At 73.3% G+C, this 21,621-nt stretch carries 23 protein-coding genes; 13 read left to right on the forward strand and 10 right to left on the reverse strand.

The genetic code is table 11. The annotated features are described in order from the left end of the window. Positions 1-663: a response regulator gene (locus ACI3ET_RS12680; RefSeq protein WP_405033421.1), complete on the forward strand. Its 663-nt coding sequence runs from the start codon at positions 1-3 to the stop codon at positions 661-663. Positions 664-719: 56 nt separating this feature from the next. On the opposite strand, the gene ACI3ET_RS12685 is transcribed toward ACI3ET_RS12680, so the two are convergent. Further along, a complete protein-coding gene (locus ACI3ET_RS12685) occupies positions 720-2,234 on the reverse strand; it encodes a sensor histidine kinase (RefSeq protein WP_405033422.1) in 1,515 nt (504 codons plus the stop codon). 176 nt (positions 2,235-2,410) lie between these two features. Here ACI3ET_RS12685 and ACI3ET_RS12690 point away from each other — a divergent pair, with 176 nt between their 5' ends. Next, complete coding sequence (locus ACI3ET_RS12690; protein ID WP_405033423.1) at positions 2,411-3,403, forward strand: hypothetical protein; 993 nt, start codon at positions 2,411-2,413, stop codon at positions 3,401-3,403. Here ACI3ET_RS12690 and ACI3ET_RS12695 read toward each other — a convergent pair. The 6 genes from ACI3ET_RS12695 to ACI3ET_RS12720 form a co-directional block, all read right to left on the reverse strand. Next, positions 3,379-6,234: an MMPL family transporter gene (locus ACI3ET_RS12695; RefSeq protein WP_405033424.1), complete on the reverse strand. Its 2,856-nt coding sequence runs from the start codon at positions 6,232-6,234 to the stop codon at positions 3,379-3,381. The genes ACI3ET_RS12690 and ACI3ET_RS12695 overlap by 25 nt on opposite strands. A 56-nt stretch (positions 6,235-6,290) precedes the next feature. Continuing rightward, positions 6,291-6,920 (reverse strand): TetR/AcrR family transcriptional regulator, encoded by a 630-nt coding sequence (locus tag ACI3ET_RS12700; protein ID WP_405033425.1) that lies wholly within the window; start codon positions 6,918-6,920, stop codon positions 6,291-6,293. Between the two features lie 73 nt (positions 6,921-6,993). After that, entirely contained in the window at positions 6,994-7,923 is a 930-nt protein-coding gene (gene rarD, locus ACI3ET_RS12705; RefSeq protein WP_405033426.1) for an EamA family transporter RarD, read from the reverse strand. Next, positions 7,920-9,143 carry a 2-oxoacid:ferredoxin oxidoreductase subunit beta gene (locus tag ACI3ET_RS12710; protein WP_405033427.1) on the reverse strand — a complete coding sequence of 408 codons (1,224 nt, stop codon included), beginning with the start codon at positions 9,141-9,143 and terminating at the stop codon, positions 7,920-7,922. The genes rarD and ACI3ET_RS12710 overlap by 4 nt, the downstream gene beginning before the upstream one ends. Then, complete coding sequence (locus ACI3ET_RS12715) at positions 9,140-11,032, reverse strand: 2-oxoacid:acceptor oxidoreductase subunit alpha (protein ID WP_405033428.1); 1,893 nt, start codon at positions 11,030-11,032, stop codon at positions 9,140-9,142. Before ACI3ET_RS12715 ends, ACI3ET_RS12710 begins: the two co-directional genes overlap by 4 nt. 114 nt (positions 11,033-11,146) lie before the next feature. After that, positions 11,147-11,362: a hypothetical protein gene (locus ACI3ET_RS12720; RefSeq protein ID WP_405033429.1), complete on the reverse strand. Its 216-nt coding sequence runs from the start codon at positions 11,360-11,362 to the stop codon at positions 11,147-11,149. 80 nt (positions 11,363-11,442) lie between these two features. Here ACI3ET_RS12720 and ACI3ET_RS12725 point away from each other — a divergent pair, with 80 nt between their 5' ends. Next, the gene (locus ACI3ET_RS12725) at positions 11,443-12,354 is read left to right on the forward strand and encodes a LysR family transcriptional regulator (protein ID WP_405033430.1); all 912 of its coding nucleotides are present in this window, start codon (positions 11,443-11,445) and stop codon (positions 12,352-12,354) included. Positions 12,355-12,378: 24 nt separating this feature from the next. Here the strand turns inward: ACI3ET_RS12725 and ACI3ET_RS12730 are convergent, their stop codons facing one another. Next, a complete protein-coding gene (locus ACI3ET_RS12730; RefSeq protein ID WP_405033431.1) occupies positions 12,379-12,702 on the reverse strand; it encodes a TraR/DksA family transcriptional regulator in 324 nt (107 codons plus the stop codon). 35 nt (positions 12,703-12,737) lie between these two features. On the opposite strand from ACI3ET_RS12730, the gene ACI3ET_RS12735 reads away from it, so the two are divergent. The 8 genes from ACI3ET_RS12735 to ACI3ET_RS12770 all read left to right on the forward strand — a co-directional run bounded on the left by ACI3ET_RS12735 (position 12,738) and on the right by ACI3ET_RS12770 (position 19,071). Next, positions 12,738-13,244 (forward strand): low molecular weight protein-tyrosine-phosphatase, encoded by a 507-nt coding sequence (locus ACI3ET_RS12735; protein ID WP_405033432.1) that lies wholly within the window; start codon positions 12,738-12,740, stop codon positions 13,242-13,244. Further along, positions 13,241-13,612, forward strand: a complete 372-nt coding sequence (locus ACI3ET_RS12740) for a hypothetical protein (protein ID WP_405033433.1) — start codon at positions 13,241-13,243, stop codon at positions 13,610-13,612. The genes ACI3ET_RS12735 and ACI3ET_RS12740 overlap by 4 nt, the downstream gene beginning before the upstream one ends. After that, positions 13,609-14,391, forward strand: a complete 783-nt coding sequence (locus ACI3ET_RS12745) for a fructosamine kinase family protein (RefSeq protein WP_405033434.1) — start codon at positions 13,609-13,611, stop codon at positions 14,389-14,391. Before ACI3ET_RS12740 ends, ACI3ET_RS12745 begins: the two co-directional genes overlap by 4 nt. Then, positions 14,388-15,311 (forward strand): amidohydrolase family protein, encoded by a 924-nt coding sequence (locus ACI3ET_RS12750; RefSeq protein WP_405033435.1) that lies wholly within the window; start codon positions 14,388-14,390, stop codon positions 15,309-15,311. Before ACI3ET_RS12745 ends, ACI3ET_RS12750 begins: the two co-directional genes overlap by 4 nt. Before the next feature lie 77 nt (positions 15,312-15,388). Continuing rightward, positions 15,389-16,798: an FAD-binding oxidoreductase gene (locus tag ACI3ET_RS12755; RefSeq protein ID WP_405033436.1), complete on the forward strand. Its 1,410-nt coding sequence runs from the start codon at positions 15,389-15,391 to the stop codon at positions 16,796-16,798. Then, positions 16,795-18,063, forward strand: coding sequence for a class I SAM-dependent methyltransferase (locus ACI3ET_RS12760; RefSeq protein WP_405033438.1), 1,269 nt, complete (start codon positions 16,795-16,797; stop codon positions 18,061-18,063). The genes ACI3ET_RS12755 and ACI3ET_RS12760 overlap by 4 nt, the downstream gene beginning before the upstream one ends. Positions 18,064-18,139: 76 nt before the next feature. Continuing rightward, complete coding sequence (locus ACI3ET_RS12765) at positions 18,140-18,496, forward strand: NADH-quinone oxidoreductase subunit A (protein WP_405033440.1); 357 nt, start codon at positions 18,140-18,142, stop codon at positions 18,494-18,496. Between the two features lie 2 nt (positions 18,497-18,498). Further along, on the forward strand, positions 18,499-19,071 hold the full coding sequence (locus ACI3ET_RS12770) for an NADH-quinone oxidoreductase subunit B (RefSeq protein ID WP_405033441.1): 573 nt from the start codon (positions 18,499-18,501) through the stop codon (positions 19,069-19,071). 13 nt (positions 19,072-19,084) lie between these two features. Here ACI3ET_RS12770 and ACI3ET_RS12775 read toward each other — a convergent pair whose 3' ends face one another. Then, on the reverse strand, positions 19,085-19,651 hold the full coding sequence (locus tag ACI3ET_RS12775; protein WP_405033442.1) for a DinB family protein: 567 nt from the start codon (positions 19,649-19,651) through the stop codon (positions 19,085-19,087). 57 nt (positions 19,652-19,708) lie between these two features. Between ACI3ET_RS12775 and ACI3ET_RS12780 the strand changes: the two genes are divergently transcribed. Together ACI3ET_RS12780 and ACI3ET_RS12785 are read left to right on the forward strand one after the other, a co-directional pair. Beyond that, a complete protein-coding gene (locus ACI3ET_RS12780) occupies positions 19,709-20,287 on the forward strand; it encodes an NADH-quinone oxidoreductase subunit C (protein WP_405033443.1) in 579 nt (192 codons plus the stop codon). After that, entirely contained in the window at positions 20,284-20,694 is a 411-nt protein-coding gene (locus ACI3ET_RS12785; RefSeq protein WP_405033444.1) for a VOC family protein, read from the forward strand. Before ACI3ET_RS12780 ends, ACI3ET_RS12785 begins: the two co-directional genes overlap by 4 nt. A 33-nt stretch (positions 20,695-20,727) precedes the next feature. Here the strand turns inward: ACI3ET_RS12785 and ACI3ET_RS12790 are convergent, their stop codons facing one another. Next, entirely contained in the window at positions 20,728-21,618 is an 891-nt protein-coding gene (locus ACI3ET_RS12790; RefSeq protein ID WP_405033445.1) for a DUF4097 family beta strand repeat-containing protein, read from the reverse strand. Positions 21,619-21,621: the final 3 nt, after the last annotated feature.

The raw sequence follows: 21,621 nt of genomic DNA on the forward strand, positions 1-21,621 counted from the left end.
ATGACCGGGACGACCACCTCCGCCGACGGGCCGATCCGTGTCTACCTGCTGGACGACCACGAGCTGGTCCGGCGTGGGCTGCACGACCTGCTGTCCGCCGAGGGTGACCTGGAGATCGTGGGGGAGTCGGGCAGCGCGGTGCGCGCCGTCGCCGACATCGTCCGGCTCGCCCCGGACGTGGCGGTGCTCGACGGCCGGCTGCCGGACGGGTCCGGGATCGAGGTCTGCCGCGACGTGCGGGCGGCCAACCCGCAGATCCGGGCACTGATCCTGACCAGCTACGACGACGACGAGGCGCTCTTCGCCGCGATCATGGCGGGCGCCGACGGCTACGTGCTCAAGCAGATCGCCGGCACCGACCTCGTCGACGGCATCCGCAGCATCGCCTCGGGCCGCTCGCTCCTGGACCCCTCGCTGGTCAGCAAGGTGATGCAGCGGCTCAGGGACGGCGACCCGCAGTCCGACAAGCTGGCCCTGCTCACCGAGCAGGAGCGACGGGTGCTCGGGCTGATCGCCGAGGGGCTGACGAACAGGCAGATCGCGCAGTCGCTCTTCCTCGCCGAGAAGACGGTCAAGAACTACGTCACCAGCCTGCTCGCCAAGCTGGGGCTGGAGCGCCGCACCCAGGCCGCGGTCCTCGGCTCGAAGCTGTTCGACAAGTAGCGTCCGTCGCCGACCGGTGACCGGACCCGCCGGGGGGCCGTCCGTGGCCCACCACGTCATACCGGGACGGACCACCTCAGCAGGGTGCCGTGCGGCTCGGTCCGGACCAGCTCCACGGAGCCGCCGCGCTCGGTCGCCCGCGCCCGGACGTTGCCGAGGCCGCTCTCGCCCGCGCTGTCGGAGAGCCCGACGCCGTCGTCGCGCACGCTGACCGTCAGCACGTCGGTGTCGGCCTCGACCTCGACCACGACCGATGTCGCGTGCGCGTGGCGAGCCACGTTGGACAGCGCCTCGCGCACCACCATGAGCACCTGGGTCTGCACCTCGTCGTCCGCGGCCGTGTCGAGCGGGCCGACCAGCTGGACGACGGGGGCAAAGCCGAGGGTCGAGGCGTAGGACTCGACGAGCTGGCGCAGGTCGGCTCGGAAGCTCCCCGCCCCCGGTCGGTGACGCAGCTCGAAGATCGTGGCCCGGATGTCGCGGATCGTCTGGTCCAGCTCGGCCACCGCACCCTCGAGCCGTTCGACCACCTCCGGGTTGGCGCGTCTGCTCGCCCCCTGCAGGGTGAGACCGACCGCGAAGAGCCGTTGGATGACGAGGTCGTGCAGGTCGCGCGCGATGCGGTCGCGGTCCTCGAGCACGGTGAGCAGGTCGTGCTCCCGCTCGCGCTGCTCCCGGTCCAGGATCACCGACGCCTGCAGTGCCAGGGCGCTGAGCACGTCGCGCACCTGGCGCGCGCTGACGCCGCTGGCCGGCCGCCAGTCGTGCACCGCCAGCACCACGGGGTCGCCGGTGCGGGTGTCGAGGGGCACCAGGCTCGTCGACCCGCCGCCCGCGTCCGCGGTCAGGTTCTCGACGGTTGTCGTGCTCCAGTGGTGCGCGCTGGCGGAGCCCATCACCTCGGTGAGGTCGGTCGAGAGCTCGGCCACCACCGCCCCGGCGTCCGACCCGGTCGCCGCCAGGATCCGGTGCTCACCGTCGGGTCGGGTGCCGACCAGGGCGACCACCCTGGCAGCGGTGAGCTCCAGGACCCGCTCGACGAGCAGCGGGAGGGTGATCTCGAGGTCCACCTCGTCGACCATGGTGCGGTTGAGCTCCCACACGGTCCTCGTCACCCGCTCGTGCAGCTCGCTGACCCGGTGCTGGCGCAGCGTGTCCAGCCGCAGCTCGACGGCGGAGGCCAGCACCTGCAGCCAGGCTCGCTCGCGGGTGCCGGGGGTCGTCGGCCAGTCGGTCAGGAGCAGGGCGCCGTAGACCTGGCCGTTCAGACGCAGGGTGGCCCGCAGGACGGGGTCGGGGGGGTCGTCGTCCGGGTGCAGCTCCAGCAGGGACCGTGCCCGGGGGTCGTCGGCCGCCAGACCCCGCGTCAGCACCTGGCTGAACCAGGTGGGGTGGTTCTCGTCGCTCACCCCCACGACACCGACCCGCGCGCCGGCGAGCCGGCAGGCCGCCCGGAGCGCCCGCCGCAGCAGCTCGACGGCGTCGTCCGCGTCGCTGAGGTCCTGCACGGCGTGCAGGACCGCGAGCGTCTCCTCGCCGGGCTGGCTGGGAGTGGTGGAGATCGTGTCCATGGCTGCCTGTCACGGTAGCCGAGACGGATCGGCCGACCCCACGGGGGGACCGCTGGCACTACCTGGCACATGTCGTGCTTCCCGCCGGAAGCATCCGGCGGGAAGCACGATGTCTGCCCGGTGGTGCGGGGTGCGGCATACCCTGGTTCTTCCTCCCGCCCCGCCCGAAGGACGTCATGACACCCAGCCGCCCGCTCGCCGGCCTGCTCGCGATCCTGCCGCTGGCGGTGCTGCTGCTGACCGTCACCGTGCTCCCGCCGCCGGACCGCGTGCCGACCCACTGGGCGGGGCGCACGCCCGACGGCTGGACCTCCGGCCCGGCCTTCCTCAGCGCCGCGCTGACCGCCACGGTGCTGGGCGCGATCGCCGCTGCGACCGTCGCCGTGCTGCGACGTGCCGTCCCCGAGGCCTGGTCCCGCTGGGTGGTCACCACCGCCGCCACCGTGGGCTGGGGTGCGGTGCTGCTGTATGCGGTGAGCGTCTGGCGCACCGAGGTCGACGGGCCCGACGACGTGCGCGAGGTCTGGGCGCTGCTCGCGGTCGCCGGCGCCCTGGGGGTCGGGGCGCTGGCGTACGTCGTGCACGGCCGTCGGGTGCCGACCCTGGCGCAGGTGCGCGACCGGGTGCCGGAGCGCTCCCGCGTCCAGGCGCTCCGCGGACGCGCGGCCCGGCCCGTCGACCCCTGGGCCACCGAGGTGTCCTCGACCACAATGCGGGTCCTGGGCTGGGGGGTGCTCACCCTCTTCGCCGCCATGACCGTCTGGGTCGTCGTCTCCGGCGAGAGCCTGCTCCTCGGTGTGTTCGTCGCGGTGGTCGGGGGGACGACCGCCGCCCTCGCTCTCGCGTGGTCGGCGGTGCGGCTGCACGTCGACGAGGACGGTCTGGCGGTGCGCTCCCGCGTGCTGCCCGTCCGGGTCGCGCGGGTGCGCGCGGAGGACGTCGTCGGCGTGGAGACGATGGACCTCGACCCGATGCGCTGGGGCGGCGTGGGGCTGCGCGCGCTGCCGGACCGCACCGCCTACATCGTCGACGGGGGACCGGGCATCGTGGTGTGGAAGCGGGACGGTCGCCGGCTGGCCCTCCAGGTCACCGAGGGCGAGGAGGTGGCCAGGGCCGGCGCGAGGGCGCTGCTGCGTGCCGCCGGTCAGCGGCTCGGAGAGGTCTCCTGACGGTCCACGCGGGAGCCAGGGACCTCCGGGGTGCTCGCGCGACGCTCGAGGGCCGAGCCCTCGACGTCCACGTCCGGGAGCAGCCGGTCGAGCCAGCGAGGCAGGTACCACGCCCTCTCGCCCAGGAGCGACATCACGGCCGGGGTGAGCGTCATCCGGACGAGGAAGGCGTCGACGAGGACGCCGACCGCGAGCCCCAGGCCGATCGGCCGGATCATCGCCAGGTGCGCCCAGACGAACCCGCCGAAGACGGAGATCATGATGATCGCGGCGGCGGTGACGACACGGGCGCTGTGGTTGAAGCCGGTCACCACGGCGCGGCGGGCGTCGGTGCCGTGCACGTGGGCCTCGCGCATCGCGGTGACGAGGAACACCTGGTAGTCCATCGCCAGCCCGAAGAGGATGCCCACCAGCAGCGTGGGCAGGAAGCTGAGGATCGGACCCGGCTCGTTGACACCGAACACCCCGGAGAGATGCCCGAGCTGGAAGACGGCCACGACCGCGCCGAACGCGGCGACCACGCTCAGGAGGAAGCCGGCGGTGGCCAGCAGGGGGATGACGAGCGAGCGGAAGACGAGCAGCAGCAGCACGAACGACAGGCCGACGACGACCCCGAGGTAGAGGGGCAGCGCGTCCGCGAGCTTCTGGGAGATGTCGACGTTGGCGACGGTGGCGCCCGTGAGGCCGAGCTCGGCACCCTGGGCCTCGCCGATCTGGGGGACGGCGATCTCGAGGCGGTCCACGAGCTGCTCGGTCGACTCCTCGGCGGGTCCGCCCTCCGGCACGACCTGGAAGGCCAGCGTGCCGCGGTCCGCGCTCACCCCGAAGGGCAGCACCCGCACGACCCCCTCGACCTCGGCGAGCTCCTCGCCGAGGTCGGCCTGGGCCTCCAGCAGCGCTGTCTCACCCTCGCCGACGGGGGCGTCCAGCTCGGCGACGACGACCAGGGGTCCGTTGGCGCCGGCGCCGAACTCGTCGCGGACCGTGTCGAAGGTCCGGTATGCCGTGGAGCCGGCGGGCTCGGAGGACCCGTCGGGCAGGCCGAGTCGCAGCTGGGCCGCCGGCCACCCGAGACCGGCGACGATCGCCAGCACCGCCACGACGACCAGCCACGGGCGGCCCTGCACCCAGGCGGCCCAGCCGTGGTGAGTGTCCGCCTCGCGGGCGTCCTCGTCGAGGGCCTCGTGCAGGTCACCGGCCTCCAGGGCGCGGCGGTCCTTGCGCGGGAGCACCCGCAGACCCATGAGCGACAGCAGTGCCGGCGTCATCGTGACGGAGACCGCCACGGCGAAGGCGACGGTCGCGGCGGCGACCAGGCCCATGACGCCCAGGAACGGGATGCCGGTGACCGTCAGCGCGGCCAGCGCGACGATCACCGTGAGGCCGGCGAAGACCACCGCGTTGCCGGAGGTCCCGACGGCGAGCGCGATCGACTCGCGCACCCCCATCCCGTGCCGCAGCTGCTGACGGTGCCGGTTGATGAGGAAGAGGGAGTAGTCGATGCCCACCGCCAGCCCGAGCATGAGTGCCAGGGCGGGGGTGACCGAGTTCATCGACACCCAGTGCGTCAGCGTCAGGGCGCCGAGCAGGCCGGCGGCCACGCCGACCACCGCCATGAGCAGCGGCAGCCCCGCGGCCAGCAGGGAGCCGAGCATGACGATGAGCACGACGGCAGCGATCACGATGCCGAGGATCTCGCCCGGCCCCATGATGCTGCTCAGGTCGTCGTTGATCTCCTTGCTGTAGTCCACGCTGAGGCCGGCCTGCTCCAGCTCCGAGCCGACCTCGAGGATGGCCTCGCGGGTCTCCGGCGCGATCGTGCCCCCGGAGTCCTGCATGCTGATCTGGGACATCGCGACCGTGCGCGACTCGTTCACGAGCCGGGTGCCGTCGGTGAGGGCGGCCACGCGCTCGCCCGCGGCCAGCGCGGCCTCGGCGTCGGCGACCTCGGCCCGGCCGTCCTCGAGCTCCTGCTCCGCGGTGGCGAGCTGCGCCTCGCTGGCCTCGATCTGCTCCAGACCGGCGTCGAGCTGCGCCTGACCGGCGTCGAGCTGCGCCCGACCGGCCTCGAGCTCGGCGCGGGCAATCTCCAGCTGGGCCCGCCCGGCCTCGAGCTGCTGACGTCCGGCGTCCAGCTGGGCCTGGGCGGCAGCGATCTCCTGGCGCGCGGTGGCCTCCTGCTCCGGAGGGACGACCCCCGCGGCGACGCCGGCCTCGAGCTCGGCGAGCTGCTGGTCCAGCTGCGCCTGCCCGGCCTCCAGCTCGCTCTCCTGGGTGGCGAGCTCGGCCTCGCCGGCCGCGAGCTGGGCGAGTCCTGCCTCGAGCTCCTCGCGGGTGGCGTCGAGCTGGGCCTGTCCGTCCTCCAGCTCCGTGCGGCCCGCCTCGAGCTCTGCACGACCGTCCTCCAGCTGCGCACCACCCGCCTCGAGCTGGGCGCGACCGTCCTCCAGCTGCTGGCGTCCCTCGGCGAGCTCGTCCGCGGTGCCGTCGAGCTGGGACTGGGCGGCCAGCGGGTCGACGGCCTCCACGGACTCGATCTCGCTCCACGCGGCAGCGGCGTCGCTGATCGCCCGTTCCTGGTCGGTGGTGAAGGGCTCGTCGCCGCGGATGACCACGGTCCCGGTGGCGCCGGCGGCCTCGGGGATCTCGGCCTTGAGGGTCGTGAGCACCGCCTCGAAGCGGCTGCCCGGCACCGAGAACTCGTTGGTCAGCGGCCGAGACAGGGTGAGCATGCCGGTCGCCAGGATCGCGAGCAGGGCGGCCCAGGCGGTGAGGACGATCCACCGGCGGTCGGCGCACCAGGTGCCGAGGCGGTGCAGGAGGGAGGCCACGGGGCGGGTCCTTTCGTTCGGAACGTGGGGGAGAGCGTGCGGGGTCGGGCGGAGGATCAGGGGGTCGGCCGCCAGCCCTGGGCGAGGTAGCCCAGGGCGCGGTCGAGGTGGACGTGGAAGGCGGCGTAGTCGTCGGCGGTGGGCGAGCAGGGGTCGGCGAGCTGCTCCAGCCAGGTCTGCTCGGTGGCAGCGAAGGCGTGCATCACGGCGCTGGCGAGCGTCGAGACGTAGAGGGGGTCGCGCGCCTCGGGGAGCCGCTCGTGCAGCACCCCCTCCAGCCAGGCGCCCATCTGCGCCCAGACCGCCCGCTCGATCAGCACCGAGCCGTCCCCGGAGTGGGGGTGGCAGTTGAGGGCGACCAGCCAGTCGAGGAACTCGGGGGGCAGGCCCCCCGTGCGGACCAGGGCGCGGAGCGCCTCGACGGGACCCTCGCGCAGGGCCTCGAGACTGACCCGCTCGACCAGCAGCGCGGCATACCCGGACAGCACCTCGATGAGGACGGCGGGGATGCCGCTGTAGTAGTTGAAGAAGGTGCGCCGTGAGATCCCGGCCTCGTCCGCGACCTGGTCGGCGGTGATGTCGGCGACCGGGTGCTGCTCGAGCAGGGTGCGCACGGCGGCGACGATCGACTCCCGGGTGCGTGCCTTGTTGAGCTCGCGGCGGCCGGTCGTGGGGGCGGTGGTCACGAGGACACGCTACGTCAATAATGCACGCTGTGCACAATTGCCTGGCGTGCACCCGCGGGCGCCGCGACGGTGCTCAGGGAGCGGGGTCGACGAGGTCCTGGCGGGCCCGGCGCGAGCGCCGCACGTGGCCGACCATGTCCACGGTCAGGAGGACGAGGGCCACCCAGACCATCGCGAAGCCGACCCAGCGGGAGGCGGGCAGGACCTCGCCCAGGAGGAGCACGCCGGTCATGAGCTGCAGCACCGGCGTGAGGAACTGCAGCAGCCCCACCGTCGACAGCGGCACCCGGCTGGCTGCCGCCGCGAAGAGCAGCAGCGGGACGGCGGTCGCGACGCCGGTGGAGAGCATGAGCAGCGTGTGGCCCGCGCCCTCGCTGGCGAAGGTGGTCGCTCCCTGCCGGTCCAGCACGACGAGGATGACGACCGCCAGGGGCAGGATCGCCAGGGACTCACCGGCGAGCGAGCGCAGCGCCGACAGCGAGACCCCGAGCCGGTTCTTGAGCAGGCTGTAGCTGGCGAACGAGAACGCCAGGGTCAGCGAGATCCACGGCGGCCGGCCGTAGTCGATCGTCAGGTAGACGGCGGCGACCAGACCGATCCCCACCGCGACCCACTGCATGCGGCGCAGCCGCTCGCGCAGGACGACCACGCCCAGGGCGACCGTGACCAGGGGGTTGAGGAAGTAGCCGAGCGCGGCCTCGGTCACGTGGCCGCTGAGCACCGCGTAGGTGTAGATGCCCCAGTTGACCGCGATGAGTGCTCCGGCCAGGACCACGCCGGTGGCCCTGCGGGGTCGCCGGACCAGGTCGACCAGCCAGGCCAGGTCGCGGGTCGCGACGAGGACCACGGTGCAGATCACGAGGGTCCACACGATCCGGTGGGCGACGATCTCCCAGGGGCCGGCGGGGCGCAGCAGCGCGAAGTAGAGAGGGAAGACGCCCCACAGCAGGTAGGCCAGGAAGCCGTAGAGCGTGCCCTCCTGGGTGCGGGTGGCCCTGGTCACTCCTGGAAGGCCTGGTCACCCTCGGTGGAGAGCGCGTCGCCGGCCGCCGAGGTGGGACCCTCGGTCGTCTCGCCCTCGAGGGTCTGCTCCACCTGGCCGGGACGGGTGCCGTCCACGGTCCAGGTGTCCCGGCCGCGCAGCAGCGCGTCCAGGGCCTCGGTCCCGTCGGGGGTCCCGGCGGCCTCGACCGCCTCCTGCACCTGGGCGCGGACGGCGTCGTCGTAGGTCCGCCGTTGCACCTGGCGGAAGATGCCCATGGGCACGTGGTGCATCGCGGCGTCCTCGAGCCGGGAGAGCGCGAACGCGGTGCTCGGGTCGGGGTCCGCCGGGTCGTGGACGAGGACCTGGGCCGGGTCGGCGTCGACCTCGGGGATGACGTGGAGCCGGCCGGTGGTGTCGCGCACCACGACCTGCTCGGTGCCCACGCGCACCGGCTCCCCGGCGCGCAGGTGCGCGAGGCGGGCGGTGGCCTCGTCCTTGTCCTTGAGGAGCTGGAAGGCGCCGTCGTTGAAGATCGGGCAGTTCTGGTAGATCTCGACCAGGGCCGTGCCGCGGTGGGCGGCGGCGGCGCGCAGCACCTGGGTCAGGTGCGCCCGGTCGGAGTCCATCGTGCGGGCCACGAAGGTGGCCTCCGCCCCGATCGCCAGGGACACCGGGTTGAACGGGTGGTCGACCGAGCCGGACGGTGTCGACTTGGTCACCGAACCGACGTCGGAGGTGGGGGAGTACTGGCCCTTGGTCAGCCCGTAGATCTTGTTGTTGAACAGCAGGATCGTCAGGTTGACGTTGCGGCGCATGGCGTGGATGAGGTGGTTGCCGCCGATCGACAGCGCGTCGCCGTCACCCGTGACCACCCACACCGAGAGGTCCTCGCGGGAGGTGGCCAGCCCGGTCGCGATCGCCGGGGCCCGCCCGTGGATCGAGTGCATCCCGTAGGTGTCGAGGTAGTAGGGGAAGCGGCTGGAGCAGCCGATCCCGGAGACGAAGACGATGTTCTCCCGGCGCAGGCCCAGCTCGGGCAGGAACCCCTGCACGGCCGCGAGGACGGCGTAGTCGCCGCAGCCGGGGCACCAGCGCACCTCCTGGTCGGAGGTGAAGTCCTTCTTGGTCAGCGCGGTGGCGTCGCCGAGCGACGGAACCCCGGCGACGCCGGAGCGGTGCGCCTCGGAGGCGACCGGTGCGGAGGTGCCGGCAGACGGCATGCCGAGGTCGATCCTCACGGCGTGCCCTCCTCTCCCTGCAGGTCCAGCAGGTGCTCGTGGATGACCCGGGCGAGGTCGACCGCGGTGAACGGCAGCCCGCGCACGGACGTGTGGCTGCGCACGTCGACGAGGTAGTGGCCGCGCAGGAGGAGGGCGAGCTGACCCAGGTTCATCTCGGGCAGCACGACCCGCTCGTAGCGGCGCAGGACCTCGCCGAGGTCGGCGGGCAGCGGGTTGAGGTGGCGCAGGTGGAGGCGGGCGACCGGGGCGCTGGTCGCCCGCACCAGCCGGGTGGCAGCGGCGATCGGTCCGTACGTGGACCCCCAGCCGAGCATCAGCAGCCGCGCGTCGCCCGTGGGGTCGTCGACCTGCAGCGGGGGCAGGGTGTCGGCGATGCGTTCGATCTTGGCCTGGCGCAGGCGGACCATCCGGTCGTGGTTGCCCGGGTCGTAGGAGATGTGCCCGGTCACGTCGGCCTTCTCGATGCCGCCGATCCGGTGCTCCAGGCCAGGGGTGCCGGGAACGGCCCAGGGGCGCGCGAGGGTCGCCTCGTCGCGCAGGTAGGGGTGGAAGGCCGGCTGGCCCTTGTCGTCCGTGGCGTTCGGCTCGGTCGTCTGCGTGACGGTCAGGTCGGGCAGCTCGGCAGCTGTCGGCACCGACCACGGCTCGGAGCCGTTGCCGAGGTAGCCGTCGGAGAGCAGGATCACCGGGGTGCGGTAGGCCGTGGCGATCCGCACGGCCTCAAGGGCGGCGTAGAAGCAGTCGCTGGGGGACTGGGCGGCGACGACCGCGACCGGTGACTCGCCGTTGCGGCCGTAGAGCGCCTGGAGCAGGTCGGCCTGCTCCGTCTTCGTCGGCAGTCCTGTCGAGGGCCCGCCGCGCTGGATGTCGACGACGACCAGGGGCAGCTCGGTCGAGACGGCCAGGCCGATGGTCTCGGACTTCAGGGCCAGCCCGGGGCCGGAGGTCGTGGTGACGCCGAGCGCCCCGCCGAAGGAGGCGCCCAGCGCCATCCCGACCGCGGCGATCTCGTCCTCGGCCTGCAGGGTGGTCACCCCGAGGTGCTTGAGCGCTGCCAGCTGGTGGAGCACGTCCGAGGCGGGGGTGATCGGGTAGGAGCCGAGCACCAGGTGCAGGCCGGTGCGCTGCGCGGCGGCGACGAGCCCGAGGGCCATCGCCTGGTTCCCGGTGATGGTGCGGTAGGTCCCGGGCGCCATCGGCGCGGCGGCGACCTGGTAGCGGACCGCGAAGTCCTCGGTCGTCTCGCCGTAGGCGTAGCCGGTGCGCAGCGCGACGAGGTTGGCCTCGAGGATCTGCGGGGCCCTGGCGAACTTGGCGCGCAGGAACGCCTCGGTGCCGCCGGTGTCGCGGGAGTAGAGCCAGGACAGCAGGCCCAGGGCCAGCATGTTCTTCGCCCGCTCCTTCTCCTTGCGGGTGAGGTCGAAGGAGGTCAGCGCCTCGACGGTCATGCTCGTGAGGGGCAGCGCGTGCAGGTGGTAGCCGGCGTCGACGAGCGACCCGTCCTCGAGGGGGCTCGCGGCGTACCCCACCTTGGCGAGGTTGCGCTTGCCGAACTCGTCCGCGTTGGCGATCACCGTCGCCCCGCGCGGCAGGTCGGCCAGGTTGGCCTTCAGGGCGGCGGGGTTCATCGCGACGAGGACGTCGGGCGCGTCCCCCGGTGTGGCGATGTCGTGGTCGGCGAAGTGGAGCTGGAAGCTCGAGACCCCGGGCAGCGTGCCCTGGGGCGCGCGGATCTCCGCCGGGAAGTTCGGGAGGGTGGACAGGTCGTTGCCCAGGGCGGCGGTGTCCGAGGTGAAGCGGTCGCCGGTCAGCTGCATGCCGTCACCGGAGTCCCCGGCGAAGCGGATGACCACCCGGTCGAGCTGGGTCAGGGGAGTACTGGACATATCACCCTCCAGCCTACGCTTCCGTAGGTCGTGCTATCTCACCACTGTAGCCAAGGTCACGTTATGGAGCGTGGGCGACACGCTGGCGGGGTCGACCGCCGGCGGTGCGACGGGTCAGCGGGAGACGGTGACCCGGTTCTCGGAGGAGGGGAGGCGGGCAGCGCCACCGCGGGCGACGCGGGAGCCATGGGTGCGGCGCAGCAGGGGCAGGCGCGAGCGGTGGTCGCCGCTGCGGCGGGTCGACGGTCCGCCGAGGACGACAGGCACGAGGGCCAGTGCCTCGAGCTCGGAGGTGTGGGGGTTGCTGGGGGTCTGCGTGGTGTTCGTCATGTCTCAAGTATGCCGTGAGCAGGCATCATGCGTCCAATGTACGGATGACATATCACCTTTGTCGTGCAAGCATAGAAGGCATGGACATGCGCGACCTCAGGTGGTTCCAGCAGGTGGCCGACGGCGTCACCCTGACCGAGCTCAGCGACCTCGAGGGCGTCAGCCAGTCCGGGATCTCCCGGGCCCTGGCGCGTCTCGAGGACGAGGTGGGCACCCCCTTGCTGCGCCGGTCCGGCCGCACCCTGCGGATGACCCGGGCAGGGCTGGACTTCAAGCGGCACGTCGACGCCGCGGTGCACGAGCTCGACGACGGACTGGCCGTCGTGCACCAGCTGCTGGACCCGGAGTCGGGGACGGTGAGCCTGGCGTTCCAGCCCTCCCTGGGCACCTGGCTCGTCCCCGGGCTCGTCAACGGGTTCCACCGCGCGCACCCCCGGGTGGGCGTGGAGCTGAGGTCGAAGCGCGACGAGCTGACGCCGGCGGTGGGGGGTGGGACGGACGTGGAGCTGGAGCTGACAACACTGCCCCCGCAGGACGGCACGACCCGCTGGCGCGTGCTGGTCCGCGAGCCGCTCATGGTCGCCGTCGGCCCCGAGCACCGGTGGGCGCGGCGGGAGAGCGTCGACCTCGCGGAGGCGGCGCAGGAGGACTTCGTCGCCAACCACCCGCGGTCGCACCTGTGGGAGGAGACCCTGCGGCTGTGCCACCAGGCCGGCTTCGAGCCGCGCGTCGCCCTCGTCTGCGACGACCTGCCCACGATCCGGGCGTTCGTCGCCGCGGGGCTGGGGGTGGCCCTGCTCCCGGTCCCGGACGCCTGGGTGCCGACGCACGAGGGCCTGCACCTGATCGCCCTGGAGGACCGCAGGGCGTTCCGTGAGGTCGGGATCGCGTGGTCCACGGAGCAGCAGATGCTGCCCTCGGCCCGGTTGTTCCTGGAGCATGCCGTCCGGGAGGTGGGCGGCGGACCCGAGCCGGACCCCGGGCGCCCGTGATCTGCCGCCGGCCCTCCAGGGCGGTCAGCGGCCGTGCGCCACGCAGGTGGTGGCCCACGGGCGGGCCTCGAGCCGTCCCTCGGGGATGGTCTCCCCGCAGACCTCGCACACGCCATACCGGTCCTCGTCCAGCAGGGCCAGTGCGTGCCGCACCTCGTCCAGCAGGCCCCGAAGGTTGTCGTGGGCGGTCACGGCCGTGATCCGATCGACCGCCATCGCCGTCCCGTCGCCCACCCGTTTGCCGAAGGAGATGCTGCCCTGCTCCTGCATCGGGCGGCTCAGCGTCGTCATCTGCTCGACGATCTCGGCCTCCTTGGCCTCCAGCTCCGTCCTGACCCGGGCGTCCATCGGGCCAGCATCGCACGGGTGACAGACTTGCGGCCATGCGCATCATGACCGTGTGCCTCGGGAACATCTGCCGTTCGCCGGCGGCCGAGGCCGTGCTCGTCCGCCGGCTCGCCGAGGCGGGCCTCGACCACGTGAGCGTGAGCTCGGCGGGCACCGCCGACTACCACGTGGGCGAGCGACCGCACCCGACCTCGGTGGCCGAGGGCGAGCGTCGTGGTTACGTCTTCTCCACGCGCGGGGCCCAGTTCGAGCCGGAGGACTTCGACCGGGCGGACCTCGTCGTGGCCATGGACAGCTCGAACGAGGCTGAGCTGGTCGCGCTGGCGCGCACGCCGCAGGACCGGTCCAAGATCGTGCGCCTCGGCGCCTTCGCCCCCGACACCACCGACGGGATCCTCGACGTCCCCGACCCGTGGGGGGAGCCGGACCATGCCTACGTCGCGATGTACGACCAGATCGAGGACGCGGTCGACGGGCTCGTCCGCGCGCTGCGGGACGGCACCGTCCACGAGGTCGCCGCGGCGCACCGGGACACCCGGTGAACGGCACGCCCCGCGAGTCCCTGGAGGCGCGGGTCGCCGAGCTGCGGAGCGAGGCGATCGACGCCATGGGCGTGCTGACCGGCGACGTCAGCGCGTGCGCCCGGGCGCGCGACGGGCAGTCCTTCCCCGCCTACAAGCTCCACGAGGGGCGCTACGCCGCGGCCACCTCGCTGCACCGGGAGCTGCGCTCCGCCGCCGACGCCGACGTGCCGGGGCTCGTCGAGCATGCGTGGGAGACGTGGCAGGCGGAGCAGGAGCGGCGTGCGAGCCAGAGCCGGGACTGGCAGGCGTATGCCGCAGGCGGGCTGGAGACCGTGACCCAGCTCCGCGAGCTCCTCGGCGGGAGCTCGTCGACGGGGGCGCCGTGAGCACCACCGGCACCCCGTCCGTCGACCGGCTGGCGGACGGCACCGAGGTCTTCACCAAGACGCTCGCCGGGGCTCCTCCGCTGTTCTTCGTGCGCGAGGCGGCCGGGCTGCGCGCGCTCGCGGAGGCGGGGGCCCGCGTGCCCGAGGTGCTCGCGGTCGACGAGCGGCGGATCACGCTGAGCCTGGTCGCCCAGGGGCACGAGCGGACCCCGGCCTCCGAGGAGGCGTTCGGACGCGAGCTCGCCGAGCTCCACCGGACCACCGGGCCGAGGTTCGGCTCGGTGGACGCGGATCCCGCAGGCTACCTGGGGGCGTGCCCCGTCGACCTCAGCCCGACCGGCTCGTGGGCGGAGAGCTGGCTCGCGCGCCGGGTCGTCCCGCTGGCCCGCCGGGCGGCGGGCGAGGGGCGGGTCGACCCGGCCACCGCGGCCCTGGCGGAGCGCGTGGGGGACGAGCGGCTCGGGCCGGCAGAGCAGCCGACCCTCGTGCACGGCGACCTGTGGGCGGGCAACCGGCTGCTCGACCCCGCCGGTCGCAGCTGGCTCATCGACCCGTGCGCCCACTACGGCCACCGTGAGGTGGACCTGGCGATGATGCAGCTCTTCGGCGGCTTCAGCGGGAGGGTGTTCGCCGCCTACGTCGAGGCGTTCCCGCTCGCTGACGGGTGGCGGGAGCGGATCCCGGTCTACCAGCTGGTGCCGCTCCTCGTGCACGCGCTGCTCTTCGGGGGCGGGTACGGCGTGCAGGCGGGGGACGCGCTGCGGGAGGCGGCGCGGTGAGCGGCGCCGACCACGGACCGCCGGCGCCGCGCACGGACGGCGAGGTTCCGGCATACCTGCGCGCCCTTGACCTCCCGGGACTCGCGGACCTGCACGTGCACTTCCACCCCGACCGCCTGATGGACCGGATCTGGGCCTACTTCGACGAGGGTGAGCGGCACTACGGCGTGCCGTGGCCGATCCACTACCGCACGGGGGTGGAGGAGCGGCTCCGGGTGCTGGCCGAGCTCGGGGTGCGCAGGGTGCCCGCGCTGACCTACGCGCACAAGCCGGGGATGGCCGAGGGTCTGAACGCCTGGTGCCGGGACTTCGCGCACGAGCACGAGCAGGTGCTGCGGTGCGCGACGATCTATCCCGAGCCCGGGGTGACCGAGCAGGTGCGGGAGGCCGTCGCCGACGGGCTGCAGCTGGTCAAGGTGCACCTCGTGGTCGGCGACCTGGCGCCCGACGACGACCGGCTGCACGAGGCATGGGGCCTCCTGGCGCAGGCGCGCGTCCCGGTGGTGATGCACGCCGGGCACGGTCCCCGGGCGGGACGCTTCAGCGGGCCCGAGGGCGTGGCGCGGCTGCTGGCCGACCACCCGGACCTGACGCTCGTCGTCGCGCACATGGGGATGCCGGACTACGACGCGTTCGCCGACCTCGTGGAGCGGTACGAGCGGGTGCACCTCGACACCACGATGGTCGGGACCGACTTCATGGAGCGGCTCGCGCCCGTGCCGCCCCGGTTCCTCGGGCGGCTCGCGGAGCTGCGCTCCCGGGTGGTGCTGGGCTCGGACTTCCCCAACATCCCCTACCCCTACGCCCACCAGCTGGAGGCCCTGGACCGGTGGGGTCTGGGCGTGGACTGGCTGCGGGACGTGCTGTGGCACAACGGGAACCGCCTCGTGGATCGCCCGGACGGCGCAGCGACGGGGTGACCGCGAGCGGGTAGCGGACGGCGCCACACCGCGCGTCCTCGGGCGGGCCGGTGCGTGCTGTGGGCATGATGGCAGGCATGGGTCCGGCCCGGTCGTCACGGTACGAGGCTGCGGTGCGCTCCGCCCGGGAGTCGTACGCCGCGCTGCCGCTCGACGCCCCCGTCCGGCTGGCCAAGAAGACCTCAAACCTTTTCCGTCCCCGCGCCGACACCGGCACGACCGGGCTCGACCTGTCGGCGCTCCAGGGGGTGTTCGAGCTCGACGACGAGGCGGGGCAGGCCCGGGTGGGTGGACTGACCACCTACGAACGCCTCGTCGACGAGCTCCTGCCGCACGGGTACGTGCCGCTGGTGGTGCCGCAGCTGCGCACGATCACGATCGGCGGCGCGGTCAGCGGTCTGGGGATCGAGGCCAGCTCGTTCCGCTCCGGGCTGCCGCACGAGTCGGTGCTCGAGATGGACGTGCTCACCCCCGACGGCGAGGTCGTGACCGTGACGCGGGACGGGGAGCACGCCGACCTCTTCAGGATGCTGCCCAACTCCTACGGCTCCCTGGGCTACGTGCTCGGGCTGGTGATCGAGCTCGAGCGCACCAGCCCGTATGTCGTGCTGGAGCACCTGCGGTTCTCCGACCTCGACGCCGTCGGTGCCGCCATCGGTGAGGTGATGGGCACCGGCGCCCGTCCAGGTGCCCACGGTGGTGCGCCGGTCGACTTCCTGGACGGTGTCGTCTTCGGCCCGACCGAGGCCTACCTGACGCTGGGGCGGTGGTCGGACAGCACCCAGGGGATGATCCCCAGCGACCCCACCGGGCCGGTCCCGTTCTACCGTTCCCTGCAGCACCGGCGGCGCGACGTGCTCACGGCGCACGACTTCCTGTGGCGCTGGGACACCGACTGGTTCTGGTGCTCGCGGGCCTTCGGGGCCCAGCAGCCCCTCGCCCGGAGGCTGTGGCCCAGGAGGTGGCTGCGCAGCGACGTCTACTGGCGGGCGATGGCCTTCGAGCAGCGGCACCGCTGGGTGGACTCCTACCGGCAGCGGCGCGGCCACCCGCCGCAGGAGCGGGTGGTCCAGGACGTCGAGGTCCCGCTGGGCCGCACCGCCGACTTCCTGCGGTGGTTCCTGCGCGAGGTGCCGATCGAGCCGGTCTGGCTGTGCCCCGTCCGGCTGCGCACCACGACCCCCGCTCCCGACGGGGGGCCGCCCTGGCCCCTCTACCCGATGCGGGTCGGGCACGACTACGTCAACGTCGGCTTCTGGTCCGCCGTCGACGTCCCGCCGGGCGGCGTGCGGGGCGACACGAACCGGGCGATCGAGGAGGAGGTCCATGCGCTGGGCGGTCACAAGTCGCTCTACTCGGAGTCCTTCTTCGACGAGGCAACCTTCGCCGCCCGCTACGGCGGTGCGGCCTACCACCCGGTGAAGCAGCGGTACGACCCCCGGGGTCGGCTGCCGACCCTCTACGACAAGGCGGTGAGAGCACGATGACGACCCGGACGGTTGCTCGGACGATCTACGAGCTGATCGGCGAGCCCGCGGCGCTCGGCGTGGTGGCGCACGACGGCTCCAGCGCCGGCAACCTCGACGGCAAGGTCGTCCGGATCCGCACGCCTCGGGGGCTGAGCTACGTCGCCAGCCACCCCGGTCAGGTCGGGTTCGTGCGGGCCTACCTCCAGGGCGACCTGACGGTCGACGGCATGGACGAGGGCAACCCCTACGAGGAGCTGCTGCTGGCCGACGGCTTCGTCGTGCGGCTGCCACCGGTGCGCGAGGTCCCCGAGATCGTGCGCGTCGCCCGGGAGGCCGGCCTGCACCTGCCGGAGCTGCCCGAGCTCGAGACGCCCTCGGAGCTGCGCAAGCTCGTCCACGGTCTGCGCCACGGTCGCCGTCGCGACGCCGAGGCCATCCGCCACCACTACGACGTCTCCAACCGGTTCTACGAGATGCTGCTCGGCCCCTCGATGACCTACACCTGCGCGGTCTACCCGCAGGCGGACGCCACGCTGGAGGAGGCGCAGGAGGAGAAGTACGACCTCGTCTGCCGCAAGCTCGGGCTCCGTCCGGGGATGCGTCTGCTCGACGTGGGCTGCGGGTGGGGCGGCATGGTGCGGCACGCGGTCACGCACTACGGCGTGACCGCACTGGGGGTGACGCTCTCGGAGGCGCAGGCCGCCTGGGGCCAGGAGCGGCTGGAGAGGGAGAGCCTCGGCGGCGTCGCGGAGATCCGGCACCAGGACTACCGGGACGTGGCCGAGCGAGGTTTCGACGCCGTCTCCTCGATCGGGCTGACCGAGCACATCGGCGTGCGGCACTACCGCAGCTACTTCACCTTCCTGCGGGACCGGCTCCGCGACGAGGGCCGGCTGCTCAACCACTGCATCACCTGGCGCAGCCCGGACCACGTGCCGATGCGCCACGGAGACTTCGTGGCCCGCTACGTCTTCCCCGACGGCGAGCTGGCGGCCTCCGGACGCATCGTCTCGGAGATGGAGCGGGTCGGTCTGGAGGTGCACCACCACGAGAACCTCCGCCAGCACTACGCGCGCACCTGCGGTGCGTGGTGCGAGAACCTCTCCGCGAACTGGGACGAGTGCGTGGCCGAGGCCGGACTCGCCACGGCCCGCGTGTGGGGCCTCTACCTCGCCGGGTCCCGCTACAACTTCGAGCGCGGCTCGATCCAGCTGCACCAGGTGCTCGCCACCCGCACCAGCGCCGACGGCGAGGCCGGCTACCCCCTGCGCCCCGACTTCTGAGCGAGCGGGCGCACGGCATACCCTGGTCCGTCCCGCCTCCCTGCCCGCCCCTCGTCGAGCGACTAGGGTGAGCGCGATGCGTGAGTACCTCGTCGTCGCCGTGGTCGTCCTGGCAGGTGTCGCCCTCGTGGCCACCGCCATGGGCGTGCGACGGCTGCTCGCGCCGAGCGACCCGCACCCCGGCAAGCTCACCACCTACGAGTCCGGCGTGGACCCGATCGGCAGCGGCTGGGAGCAGGGCAGCGTCCGCTACCTCGTCTTCGCGCTGCTCTACGTGATCTTCGCCGTCGACGCCGTCTACCTCTTCCCGTGGGCGCTGGTGATCCGCACCGACCTCGGGCCCGCCAGCCTGGTCGAGATGACGGTCTTCATCGGTGTCCTCGTCGTCGCCCTGCTCCACGTGTGGCGTCGCGGTCTTCTCCGGTGGTGGTGACGGTGGCCACCAGCCTGCCCACCCCCCGCGTCGGTGCGCCCGTCGAGCGCGCTCCCCGCGCGGTGCAGGTCATCCTCAACTGGGGCCGCAAGTACTCCCTGTGGGTCTTCAACTTCGGCCTGGCCTGCTGCGCCATCGAGTTCATCTCCGCCTCGACCTCCCGGCACGACTTCATCCGGCTGGGCGTCATCCCGTTCGCCCCCGGTCCCCGCCAGGCCGACCTCATGGTCGTCTCCGGGACGGTGACCGACAAGATGGCACCGGCGATCCGCCGCCTCTACGAGCAGATGCCCGAGCCGAAGTACGTCATCTCCTTCGGTGCCTGCGCCAACTCCGGCGGCCCCTACTGGGACAGCTACTCCGTGACCAAGGGTGTCGACCAGCTCATCCCCGTCGACGTCTACGTCCCCGGCTGCCCGCCGCGCCCCGAGGCGCTGCTGGCCGGCATCGTGCGCCTCCAGGAGCAGATCGCCGCGGAGGTCCCGGGGCGGGTGCGTGCCGGCGCCAGGTATGGCGACCGCGTCGTCTCCGCGGGCGAGGCCACGCGTGGCCTCGTGCGCCCGCCCACGGCCTGACCGGCTCCCGGGCTCAGCTCTGGTCGGCGAGCCGCTGCAGCTTGTCCCGGTGCGCGGCCCAGCCACCCTCGGGCTCGGAGATGTTGTCGCCCTCCTGCCGCAGCCCGGTCACCCCGTCGACGCCCTCGCGGAGGATGTCGGCGTGCCCGGCGTGCCGGGAGACGTCGAACAGCACGTGCACCACCAGGTGGCCCAGCGTGGTCTCCGCGCGCTCGCCCCACCACGGCACCCGGGCGGGGGTGTCCAGCGGGAGCTCGGCGAGGGTGGCGTCGACGTACGCGCCGACGCGCCGGTAGAGGTCGAGCAGCTCCTCGGCGGACTCCTCGGCGGTGGCGTAGAGGTCGCCGTCGGGGTCGGTGTCGAGGTCGACGTCGGGCATCCGGATCCCGGAGTCCCGCCCGAGGCAGCTCGAGAAGTACTCGAGCTCGACGGAGGCGCAGTGCTTGACCAGGCCCAGCAGGTTGGTCCCGGTCGTGGTGCGGGGTGTCCGCAGCTCGCGCTCGGACAGGCCCTCGGTCTTCCACATCACCGACTCCCGGGAGGTGCGCAGGTACCGGATCAGCTGCTCCTTCTCGCTCATCGCCCCATCGTGCCGCGCAGGAGACCGGCGCGCGACGCCCCTGGGTAGGGTGGGCGCGTGAACGAGCCGGAGCTGGTCGAGCGCAGGGTCCCGCCGCAGGAGTGGTCGGACGCCGTGCGGGCGGCGCTCGACGAGGGCTTCGCCTTCTTCGACTGGCTCTCGGCCGTCGACGAGACGGACAGCGAGGACGAGCACGGCCCGGGCCTCGACGTCGTGTGCCACCTCATGGACGTGCGCGGCGCCGGCCACGGGCGCGGGGTGCGGCGCGTTCTGCTGCAGACCCGCGTGCCGGTGGGGACCGCGCTCGCCTCCGTCACCGCGATCTTCCCGGGGGCGGGCTGGCACGAGCGCGAGACGCACGAGATGTTCGGGCTGGAGCTCGACGGTTTCGAGGACGGCACCGGTCTGGGGGTGCGTCCCCTCCTCCTGCCCGAGGGCTTCGAGGGCACGCCGCTGCGCAAGTCCTTCCAGCTGGCCGCCCGGGCCTCCAAGCCGTGGCCGGGCGCCAAGGAGCCGGGCGAGGGGTCCTCGGCCAAGCGCTCGCCGTCCCGGCGCCGGTTGCTGCCGCCCGGCGTGCCGGACCCCTCGTGGGGGCCGCGCGCGGACAGCACGGCGGTCGACGGGCCGCGGGTGTGAGCGTCCGCCCCCGCATCGAGGCGACGTCGGTGTCGATCAGCACGGGCCGACCCCGAGAGCTGGCGCGCTTCTACGCCGCGCTGCTGGGCGTCGCGGTCGGGGACGAGGAGGGACCGCGCGAGGGGGAGCCGGAAGGCGCGGGCTGGGCGCAGCTGCAGCCGACGCCGGGGCGGCTGCGCATGACGCTGAACCTGGAGTGGGACCCCCTCTACGAGCCGCCCGTGTGGCCGAGCGAACCCGGCGCCCAGCAGCCGCAGGCGCACCTCGACCTCTGGGTGGACGACCTCGACGCCGCGGAGGCGTGGGCGGTGGCGTGCGGTGCGCGCCGCCACCCCCACCAGCCCCAGCCGACCGTGCGGGTTCTGCTCGACCCGCACGGTCACCCGTTCTGCCTGTTCGCCGACTGAGCCGGTGGCTCGGGTGGCTCGGGTGGCGGACCCTCAGGGGTGACGGACGGTCACGTTGCCGAGACCGCTGCGGGCGCGCACGCTGAGGTAGGGCTGACCCTCCGCCGGGGCGCCGACCGGCTCGACGTCCTTGCGCACCGACCCGAGGCCGGCGTCGAGGTCGAGCCACACCGGCTGGTCGCGCGGCACCACGACCGTGACGTCGCCCGCGCCGCTGCGGCACTCGCAGCGACCGGAGAGCAGCTCGAGGTGGATGGCGCCGGCGCCGGTGGCGGCCGAGACGTCACCACCGCTGCTGGCCATGACGCGGACGTCGCCGGCGCCGGTCCGGGTGTGCAGGTCGCCCTCCGAGCTGTCGACGGTGACGCCGCCCGCCCCGGTCGTGGCGCTGCCTCCGGTGCACGAGCCGACGCTGACGTCACCGGTGCCCGTCGACGCCGTGAGGACGAGGCAGCGTTCGACGCGCACGTCGCCGGCGCCGGTCCTCGCTGCGACGTTGCCGGAGGAGCCCTGGACCCGGACGTCGCCGAGCTTGGTGGACGCCTCCACCGGGATGCCGGCGGGCACCTCGACCTCGACGGCGACCGAGCTGCCGCGGCCGCCGATCGTGATCGGGCCCAGGGAGAATCCTCGCCGTCGGCCGGTGCCGTCGACCTCGTCGAGGTGCGGCACCTCCACGAGGAGGACACCGTCGACCAGCTCGACGGTCGCCCTGCCCAGGTCGAGGTCGCCGTTCGGCACCAGACGCACCCGCGCTGCACCGGGACCAGCGAGCGGGTCCTGCATGTCGGGAGCCGGGGCCACGTGCGTCACCGTCACGTCGCCCCGGTGGTCGTGCACGACCAGCGAGGTGCATCCGGTGAAGTCGTGGGCGCGCGGGTCGGTCGAGCGCAGGTCGTGGGTGGGGTCGTGGTGCGTGTCCATGAG

It is taken from the genome of Ornithinimicrobium jinqii, assembly GCF_045032595.1.
In the GTDB taxonomy this organism is placed as follows: Bacteria; Actinomycetota; Actinomycetes; order Actinomycetales; family Dermatophilaceae; genus Ornithinicoccus.

Coding starts and splice junctions, on each gene's coding strand:
- ACI3ET_RS12680 (WP_405033421.1), top strand. CDS start 1: ATGACCGGGACGACCACCTCCGCCGACGGGCCGATCCGTGTCTACCTG.
- ACI3ET_RS12685 (WP_405033422.1), bottom strand. CDS start 2,234: ATGGACACGATCTCCACCACTCCCAGCCAGCCCGGCGAGGAGACGCTC.
- ACI3ET_RS12690 (WP_405033423.1), top strand. CDS start 2,411: ATGACACCCAGCCGCCCGCTCGCCGGCCTGCTCGCGATCCTGCCGCTG.
- ACI3ET_RS12715 (WP_405033428.1), bottom strand. CDS start 11,032: ATGTCCAGTACTCCCCTGACCCAGCTCGACCGGGTGGTCATCCGCTTC.
- ACI3ET_RS12720 (WP_405033429.1), bottom strand. CDS start 11,362: ATGACGAACACCACGCAGACCCCCAGCAACCCCCACACCTCCGAGCTC.
- ACI3ET_RS12725 (WP_405033430.1), top strand. CDS start 11,443: ATGGACATGCGCGACCTCAGGTGGTTCCAGCAGGTGGCCGACGGCGTC.
- ACI3ET_RS12730 (WP_405033431.1), bottom strand. CDS start 12,702: ATGGACGCCCGGGTCAGGACGGAGCTGGAGGCCAAGGAGGCCGAGATC.
- ACI3ET_RS12735 (WP_405033432.1), top strand. CDS start 12,738: ATGCGCATCATGACCGTGTGCCTCGGGAACATCTGCCGTTCGCCGGCG.
- ACI3ET_RS12755 (WP_405033436.1), top strand. CDS start 15,389: ATGGGTCCGGCCCGGTCGTCACGGTACGAGGCTGCGGTGCGCTCCGCC.
- ACI3ET_RS12760 (WP_405033438.1), top strand. CDS start 16,795: ATGACGACCCGGACGGTTGCTCGGACGATCTACGAGCTGATCGGCGAG.
- ACI3ET_RS12765 (WP_405033440.1), top strand. CDS start 18,140: ATGCGTGAGTACCTCGTCGTCGCCGTGGTCGTCCTGGCAGGTGTCGCC.
- ACI3ET_RS12775 (WP_405033442.1), bottom strand. CDS start 19,651: ATGAGCGAGAAGGAGCAGCTGATCCGGTACCTGCGCACCTCCCGGGAG.
- ACI3ET_RS12790 (WP_405033445.1), bottom strand. CDS start 21,618: ATGGACACGCACCACGACCCCACCCACGACCTGCGCTCGACCGACCCG.